1 rRNA gene is annotated in these 794 nt (G+C 42.4%); it reads left to right on the plus strand.

The window, feature by feature from the left end:
• Nucleotides 1–180 precede the first annotated feature (180 nt).
• Nucleotides 181–794, plus strand: a 23S ribosomal RNA gene (locus CWC17_RS18615); the annotation flags it as partial.

A 794-nucleotide genomic window follows, 5' to 3' on the forward strand; every position in this document is an offset into this window, starting at 1 on the left:
AAAAATTTGGAAAAGCTGATAATAAAATTCTGATAAATATTCGTATTTATCAAGAGTTTTCAAAAGTAAAAAATGCCATTGATTATTCAATAGAATAGTTAATTGGTATCTACTTTAGTATTCAATATTAACTTCTGGCGAAGTTAAACTGTCACTAACAAAGACCCGTTTGGGTTGTATGGTTAAGTGACTAAGCGTACACGGTGGATGCCTTGGCAGTTGGAGGCGATGAAGGACGTATTAACTTGCGATAAGCCTAGTCAAGCTAGTAAAAAGCGCTTGAGACTAGGATTTCCGAATGGGGAAACCCACCTGCTTGCAGGTATCGTTAACTGAATACATAGGTTAACGAGGCGAACGCGGAGAACTGAAACATCTAAGTACCCGTAGGAAAAGAAATCAACCGAGATTCCGATAGTAGCGGCGAGCGAAATCGGAACAGCCCTTAAGCTTATTATGTGTTAATGGAAGGCTCTGGAAAGTGCCACGATACAGGGTGATAGTCCCGTACATGAAAAGACATTTTAAGTGAAATCGAGTAGGTCGGAGCACGTGAAACTTTGACTGAATATAGGTGGACCATCATCTAAGGCTAAATACTCCCAACTGACCGATAGTGAACCAGTACCGTGAGGGAAAGGCGAAAAGAACCCCTGTGAGGGGAGTGAAATAGAACCTGAAACCGTGTACGTACAAGCAGTAGGAGCCCCTCGAGGGTGACTGCGTACCTTTTGTATAATGGGTCAGCGACTTATATTTTGTAGCGAGGTTAACCGATTAGGGTAGCCGTAGGG

Origin of the sequence: Pseudoalteromonas sp. S3785, from assembly GCF_005887365.1 — a bacterium.
In the GTDB taxonomy this organism is placed as follows: domain Bacteria; phylum Pseudomonadota; class Gammaproteobacteria; order Enterobacterales; family Alteromonadaceae; genus Pseudoalteromonas.